Origin of the sequence: Ramlibacter sp. (assembly GCF_028291745.1) — a bacterium.
Taxonomy (GTDB): domain Bacteria; phylum Pseudomonadota; class Gammaproteobacteria; order Burkholderiales; family Burkholderiaceae_C; genus Ramlibacter.
Genome location: NZ_JAQGNQ010000026.1, coordinates 24,423 through 30,964, shown reverse-complemented (window position 1 = coordinate 30,964; position 6,542 = coordinate 24,423). Strand labels below are relative to the sequence as shown.

At 65.9% G+C, this 6,542-nt stretch carries 7 protein-coding genes; all 7 read right to left on the bottom strand.

Going from position 1 to position 6,542, the window contains the following annotated elements; genetic code table 11:
- Positions 1 to 200 precede the first annotated feature (200 nt).
- The gene (locus tag JWP60_RS04245; RefSeq protein ID WP_299786709.1) at positions 201 to 671 is read right to left on the bottom strand and encodes a hypothetical protein; all 471 of its coding nucleotides are present in this window, start codon (positions 669 to 671) and stop codon (positions 201 to 203) included.
- 112 nt (positions 672 to 783) lie between these two features.
- Complete coding sequence (locus JWP60_RS04240; RefSeq protein ID WP_299786707.1) at positions 784 to 1,287, bottom strand: hypothetical protein; 504 nt, start codon at positions 1,285 to 1,287, stop codon at positions 784 to 786.
- 313 nt (positions 1,288 to 1,600) lie between these two features.
- Positions 1,601 to 2,197 (bottom strand): NADPH-dependent FMN reductase, encoded by a 597-nt coding sequence (locus tag JWP60_RS04235; protein WP_299786705.1) that lies wholly within the window; start codon positions 2,195 to 2,197, stop codon positions 1,601 to 1,603.
- Positions 2,178 to 3,161, bottom strand: coding sequence for a tripartite tricarboxylate transporter substrate binding protein (locus JWP60_RS04230; RefSeq protein WP_299786703.1), 984 nt, complete (start codon positions 3,159 to 3,161; stop codon positions 2,178 to 2,180). The genes JWP60_RS04235 and JWP60_RS04230 overlap by 20 nt, the downstream gene beginning before the upstream one ends.
- 51 nt (positions 3,162 to 3,212) lie before the next feature.
- On the bottom strand, positions 3,213 to 3,926 hold the full coding sequence (locus tag JWP60_RS04225; protein ID WP_299786701.1) for an ABC transporter ATP-binding protein: 714 nt from the start codon (positions 3,924 to 3,926) through the stop codon (positions 3,213 to 3,215).
- Positions 3,919 to 5,676, bottom strand: coding sequence for a branched-chain amino acid ABC transporter ATP-binding protein/permease (locus JWP60_RS04220; protein ID WP_299786699.1), 1,758 nt, complete (start codon positions 5,674 to 5,676; stop codon positions 3,919 to 3,921). The genes JWP60_RS04225 and JWP60_RS04220 overlap by 8 nt, the downstream gene beginning before the upstream one ends.
- Positions 5,673 to 6,533, bottom strand: a complete 861-nt coding sequence (locus tag JWP60_RS04215; protein WP_299786697.1) for a branched-chain amino acid ABC transporter permease — start codon at positions 6,531 to 6,533, stop codon at positions 5,673 to 5,675. The genes JWP60_RS04220 and JWP60_RS04215 overlap by 4 nt, the downstream gene beginning before the upstream one ends.
- Positions 6,534 to 6,542 lie beyond the last annotated feature (9 nt).

Genomic DNA, 6,542 nt, shown 5'->3' with positions numbered 1-6,542 from the left:
ACCGTCGCTTTTGCATCCGGCTCCGTCGCGTTCTCTCTGCGGCGCTTTGACCAGCGAATAAACGTCCGAGGTCCTCGGAGGGGAAAGCTTTGCCTCTTGACAGAGTTAAGCCATATCAACGTTGGAGATGACCGGCGGACAGTAGGCGGGCGGCGCCCGCCGATAGGACGTCCGTGTCGATCGACCTGTTAACCCGCTGCTCATTGAGAGGCTGCATCTCTGAGGACCGATGTGGTAGACATGGCACGCATAAACGAACGCATGGAAACGAAGAGCATGAGAAGAGAGCCCCAGTAAAGGACCTTCAATGCGACGACGAGAACCATGTCTGAGTTGAGAGCTTGCGCGGAGGGAACACGTACCCGGACAAAGACGTAGAACAATATGAGGAAAACGGCGAGCAGCGTGGTGTGAACGGCGCGGATGCGGTCACGCAACTCGTCTGCGATAAGTAGTTGGAGCTCGCGATCGCTTTGCCGGACTTGCTCGATTCGTGCTTCCCGCGCCTCCCGCAGTCGGCGAGAGCGAGAGTTCCAGCGGTTCGAGAATGTGGAAAGAACGCCATCCAGCGGACGCTTGAGGTAGGTGCTCCCCACGTTCAGAACAATGCCTACCGCGACAACGCCCAACCACCACGAGAGGGAGCTCAGATTTTTGGCGAATTCTTCCATAGCGGGTTAACGTCGGAGTTGACCGGCACGCACCGGCAAGGCGCCGCGAGACGTATGCTCCGGCGCAGGGCTTGCGGCGCCTTGCCGGTGTGTGTCCGTGTCGAACGACCTGTTAGACGGCATGGTTCACGAACAATTGAAGGTTTTCGTCAACCTGTTTAGACGGCCATTCTGCGCCCTTCCGCGAGAAACCAAGCTTCTTCAGAGTCACATGCATGCCAGTGTTGCTCGCGCGGGAGGTAGCGAAGATGCCGGCATCACCCGCGGCCTGGATCACAGGCTCGCATAGCGGAAAGGAAAGTTTCGTACCTCGTGCACTCGGGAGAATGAAGATCCACCCCAGCTCGAACTCGAACTCTTCTCGAGGAAGTGAAAGCCCGGCGCTCTTCGCCACGCGCGCTCGGTAGCTGGGCTCGGGACGCTTGAGTCCCGCGACTCCGAGAAGACACTCATCTCGACGCAGGAAGGCCACCGTGTGAGCCCTCATTACCCGATCGCGCAAACCGACGGGACTCACCTCTCCGGCAGCCAGCACGAACGCAACGAAGTCGTCGATCTCGCGATCGCCGAATTCGGTAGGCGATCTTGCGACCACGTGATGAGCGGCTGGTCTCATGGCGTCTAACGTAATGTAGACCGCACACCCCACCCCACAACCCCGCACGCGCCGAATAAGACTGCCATAACGCGACCTCCAAGTGCTTGACTCGCCTTCCCATCGTCCCGCCGCCGCGGAATATCAACTCCCGGAATTCCGAACCTGAAACCCCGCAGTTGCGAATCAGGGTCGAGGCCGGTGAACCCGAAGCGCTCGCGCCCCACTGACGCGCAGGCGACGTACTGCCTTGCCGCGGCCAGCCGCCCGCCGCCCCAGCAGCCCACACCGCAACTTGGCCGCCGCCTTCCCCATCAGGAGGAGGAACGCCCCCTCACCCCAACCGCTTCTTCAAATTCTGCATCGCGACAAACAGATCACCAATGAACTTGGTGGTGCCTTCATCGGTCAGTTCCCCCTGCGCGTTGAACTTGGTTGGCGCAAAGGAGATGAACACTTCGGGCCTGTTCACGGTGAAGGCGTTCATGAACACCAGCACCTTGCGCAGGTCGTATTGCACGCGCGCCGTGCCGACCGGGCCGGGGCTCGCGCCCATCAGGGCGACGACCTTGCCGTCGAAGGGCGGCTCGGGGGGGCGGGAGAGCCAGTCCAGCGTGTTCTTCAGGACGCCAGGGATCGAGAAGTTGTATTCCGGCGTGGCGATCAGCACCGCATCGGCGGCGCGCACTTGCGCCTTCAGCGCCGTCACCGCCGCTGGTTCGCCGGCCGCGCGCACGTCGTCGTTGTAGAGAGGGATGCTGCCGATGTCGGCGATGTCCAAGGTCACGCCGGCCGGCGCAAGCTTCTGCGCTGCGCGCAGCGCCATCGAGTTGTAGGAGCCCTGGCGCAGGCTGCCGGAGATGCCGAGTATCTTCATGGTGTTCGTCTGATCTCGTGGGTTGGAAGGAACGTCATTCGGCGCGGATGGCAAGCGTCTTCACCAGCTTGGCCCAGTGGTCCACGTCGCGTTTCACCAGCGCCCGCGCATCATCGCCGATCAACGCCATCGGCTTGCCGCCGGTCTTCAGCAGCGTCTCCTGCACCTCGGGCATGGCCGCCACCTTGGCAAAGTCGGCGCGCAGTTTCTGCAGCACTTCGGGCGGCGTCTTCGCGGGCGCGAAGAGCCCGAACCAGGACTCGAGTTCGAGCGGCGCCGCGCCGGTTTCCTGCACGGTGGGCACCTGCGGGTGCATGCTGTTGCGCGCCGCGCCGGATACCGCCAGCGCGCGCACATTGCCGGCGTCCACCTGGCCACGCGCGGTGGGCGACAAGTCGAAGAACAGGTCCACGCGGCCACCGAGCAGGTCCTGGTACGCCGGCTGCGCCCCGCGATAAGGGACGTGCGTCAGGTTGACGTTCGCCAGGTGCCACAAGGCGGCGGCCAACACATGTTGGCCGGAGCCATTGCCGGCCGACGCGTAATTGAGCTTGCCGGGATTGGCCCTGGCATAGGCCAGCACTTCCTGCAAGGTGTTGAACGGCAGGTCCTTGCGCGCGACCAGCGTGTAGCTGTAGCTCACGATCAGCCCAATGGGCTCGAAGTCGCGCAGGCTGTCGTAAGGCAGGTTTGGGTAGAGGCCGGGATTGAGCGCGAGATTCGAGATCGATCCCACCAGCAGCGTGTAGCCATCGGCCGGCGCCTTGGCCGCAGCATCGGTGCCCACGAGGGTGCCCGATCCGGTGCGGTTGTCGACGATGAAGCTCTGCCCCGTGACGCGCGCCATGCGCTCGGCCAGCAACCGGCCGACCTGGTCGAAGCCGCCGCCGGGCGGCTGGGGCACGACGATGCGCACGGGTTTGGTGGGGAAGGACTGCGCGTGCGCCATCGAGACCGTGCAGGCGAGAGCGAGCGCGATGAGGAGGATGCGGCGTTTCCTGGTGGCCTGTTCGTGCATGTCGATTTCCTGGGGATGGGGGACTCTGGCGAGGTGCTGGCGAAGGGTCCCTCAATGCGCCTCCACCCCCAGATAAGCCCTGCGTATTTCCGGCCGTTCCAGCAGATCCTGCGCAAGCCCCTGCGCCACGATGCGCCCTTCTTCCATCACATACGCACGCCGCGCGATTTGCATGGCCAGCGCGACGTTCTGTTCGACCAGCAACACCGACGTGCCTTGCGCATTGATGGCCCGGATCGTCCGGAACATGTCCAGCACCACCGCGGGAGCCAGTCCCAGCGAAGGCTCGTCCAGCAGCAGCAATTTGGGAACGCTCATCATCGCGCGGCCGATCGCCACCATCTGCTGTTGCCCGCCCGAAAGCGATCCCGCGGCGCTGCGCAGCTTCGGCTTCAAGGCCGGAAACAAGGCGAGCACCTGCGCCAGCGATTCGGCACGCCGCGCCTTCGCGTACGCCAGATAGCTGCCCAATTCCAGGTTGTCCTGCACCGTCATGCCGGTGAAAAGCCGCCGGCCCTCGGGCACGATGGCGATGCCGGTGCCGCAGAAGCGATGGTTCGGCAGCTGCGTGATGTCCTGCCGGTCGAACAGCAAGCGGCCGGCGCGCGCGCGGTGCAGGCCGGCGATCACGTTGATCAGCGTGCTCTTGCCGGCGCCGTTCGGGCCCACCACGCAGACCAGTTCGCCGCTTGCCACTTCGAGCGACACATCCCACAGCGCCGGTGCCGCGCCATAGGCCGCCTGCAGGTGGACCACTTCAAGCATAGGCGGCCTTGCCGAGATAGGCGTTCACGACTTCCGCGTCCTGCATCACCTCGCTCGCCTGGCCCTGCGCGATCAGCTTGCCGTGGTTCAGCACGACGATGCGGTCGGTCAGCGCCATCACGGCGCGCATCACGTGCTCCACGAAGACGATGGTCGATCCCTGCTCGCGGATGCGGCGGATCAAGGCGATCGCCTCGTTGATCTCGCCCGGTGTCAACCCCGACAGCACTTCGTCCAGCAGCACCAGGCGCGGCCGGCCCGCCAGCGCGCGCGCCAGTTCCAGGAACTTGCGCTGGTGCAGGTTCAGCTCCTGCGGCAGCGCGTGCGCGCGCGCCTGCAGGCCGGTGAACTCCAGCCACTTCCAGGCCTCGCGCGCCGCCTCCTTTTCGTTCAGGGCGGTGCAGCCGAACATCGCCACCAGCGAGACGTTCTGCAGCACCGTCATGTGGCCGAAGGGCCGCGGGATCTGGTAGGTGCGGGCGATGCCGGCGCGCGCCTTCCGGTGCGCGGGTACGCCGGTGATGTCCTGGCCGTCGAACAGGATGCGGCCGGCCGACACCGGGAAATGCCCGCTCGCCACGTTGATGAAGGTCGACTTGCCCGAGCCGTTGGGCCCGAGCAGCCCGAGGATCTCGCCCTGCCGCACCTCCAGGCTCACGGCATCCAGCGCCTGCACGCCCTTGAAGGATTTCGACAGCTCGCGCACTTCCAGCAAGGCCTCGCCGCGATGCACGCGCAGTCGCTGGAAGGCCCTGGCGTCGGGGTGGCGCTCGGGATCCGGTGCGGGCGGCAGAGTCTCCTCGACCGGCTGCACCGGTAGCCCGCGCTTGCGCCGCACGCGCCCGAGGATGCCTTCCGGCAGGAAGAGGATCACCACCACCAGGATCGCGCCCACCGCGGCACGCCCGGCCACCGCATGCTCGCCGGCGGTGAAGTAATACAGCAGCCCGGTGATCGCCGTCGCGCCCACGGCCGGTCCGGCCCAATGACGCGTGCCACCGAGCACGCTCATGAGGACCACCGTCAGCGGCACGGTGATGTTGAAGGTCTCGCCCGTGGTCACGTACGAGACGAACAGCGCGTCGATGCCGCCGGCCAGGCCCGCCAGCGCGCACGAGAGCGCGAAAGCCTGCAGCTTGTAGCGGAAGGTGGGCACGCCCATCACCTCCGCCACGTCCTCGTCGTCGTGGATGGCACAGAGGCCGAGTCCGAGTCGCGACATCTGCACGCGCCAGGCGACCAGCAGCGTGCCCACCGCGGCGATCAGCGCCATCAGATAGATCGACGAGGAGGCGGTCGGCCCGAGCTTCGGGACGGCCACCGCGTTGAGATAGATGCCCGGTCCGCCGTCGATGGGCGTGTTGAGGATGATGGTGGCCACCACGAAGGTGACTGCCAGCGTGAGCAGCGCGAACAGCTCGCCACGCACCGCCTTGACGCGGAACACCACGAACCCGATGCCGACACCGAGCAGCGCCGGCACGGCAGCAGCGAACGGCAGCGTCGCGAGGAAGGGCAGATCCAGCTTTCCCGCCAGCACCGCCGTCGTGTACATGCCAACCCCGAAGAAGGCGCCGTGCCCGAAGGAGAAGTAGCCCGAGTACCCGGACAGGATGTTCCACGACACGGCCAGCACCACCCAGTGGCACACCAGGTACAGGATCGATTCGTAGAACGCGGGGAGGCCCAGCCACGGCACCGTGGCCAGCGCCAGGCCGGCCAGCAGGATCGCCGCCACCGGCCGCTTCACCGCGCCACTCCGGGGCGCACCAGCAGCATCGCGATGAGCAGCGAGAAGGACACGATCGGCGCCCACGAGGGCGAGGCCACGGCCATCGTGATCGCCTCGCTCACGCCGATGATCACGCCGGCCACCAGCGGGCCGAGCGCGCTGCCCAGGCCGCCCAGCATCACGGCCGCGAACACCACGCCGACCCAGGCGAAGATCTGCGAAGGCGTCAGCGTGAAGGTCAGTGCCAGGCAGACGCCCGCGACGCCCGCCAGCGCGGCGCAGCCGCCCGCGAGCACCAGCGACATCGTGCGCGCGTCGATGCCGAAGGCCGCGGCGATCGGGCCGTCCTCCGCCATCGCGCGCAAGGCCTTGCCCAGGTCGGTGTAACGCATGCCGGCCCAGACCGCGAAGGAAAGTCCCACCGCGAGGGTGAGCGTCAGCAATTCGGGCACCGGCACGTACAGCTTGCCGATCGTGAACTTCAGGTCGCTGTAGTGCGACTCGAGCCGGCGGTAGTCCGCCGTCCAGATGCCCTGGATCGCGCTCTCGATCATCACCGTGATGCCGAAGGTGACCAGCAGGGAATTGAAGGGCGTGATGGCAAAGCGCGAGAGCACCCACTGCATGGCCACGCCGATGACGAAGAACACCGGTGGCACGATGACCAGCGCCAGCAGCGGATCGAGGTGCCACGCCGTGGACATCTGGTAGCTGAGATAGCCGCCCAGGAACACCAGCCCGAAGTGCGACAGATTGATCTGCCGCAGCAGGCCCCAGGTGAGGCCCAGTCCCAGCCCGATGAGTCCATACAGGGCGCCGATGAAGATGCCCGAGAGGATGGACTGCAGCAGCAGGTTGAGGCTGGGAAGCATCATGCGCGCTGG

What these genes read in the sequence shown, in the direction of transcription:
- JWP60_RS04245 (WP_299786709.1), bottom strand. Translation starts at nt 671, where the DNA reads ATGGAAGAATTCGCCAAAAATCTGAGCTCCCTCTCGTGGTGGTTGGGC.
- JWP60_RS04240 (WP_299786707.1), bottom strand. Translation starts at nt 1,287, where the DNA reads ATGAGACCAGCCGCTCATCACGTGGTCGCAAGATCGCCTACCGAATTC.
- JWP60_RS04230 (WP_299786703.1), bottom strand. Translation starts at nt 3,161, where the DNA reads ATGCACGAACAGGCCACCAGGAAACGCCGCATCCTCCTCATCGCGCTC.
- JWP60_RS04225 (WP_299786701.1), bottom strand. Translation starts at nt 3,926, where the DNA reads ATGCTTGAAGTGGTCCACCTGCAGGCGGCCTATGGCGCGGCACCGGCG.
- JWP60_RS04215 (WP_299786697.1), bottom strand. Translation starts at nt 6,533, where the DNA reads ATGATGCTTCCCAGCCTCAACCTGCTGCTGCAGTCCATCCTCTCGGGC.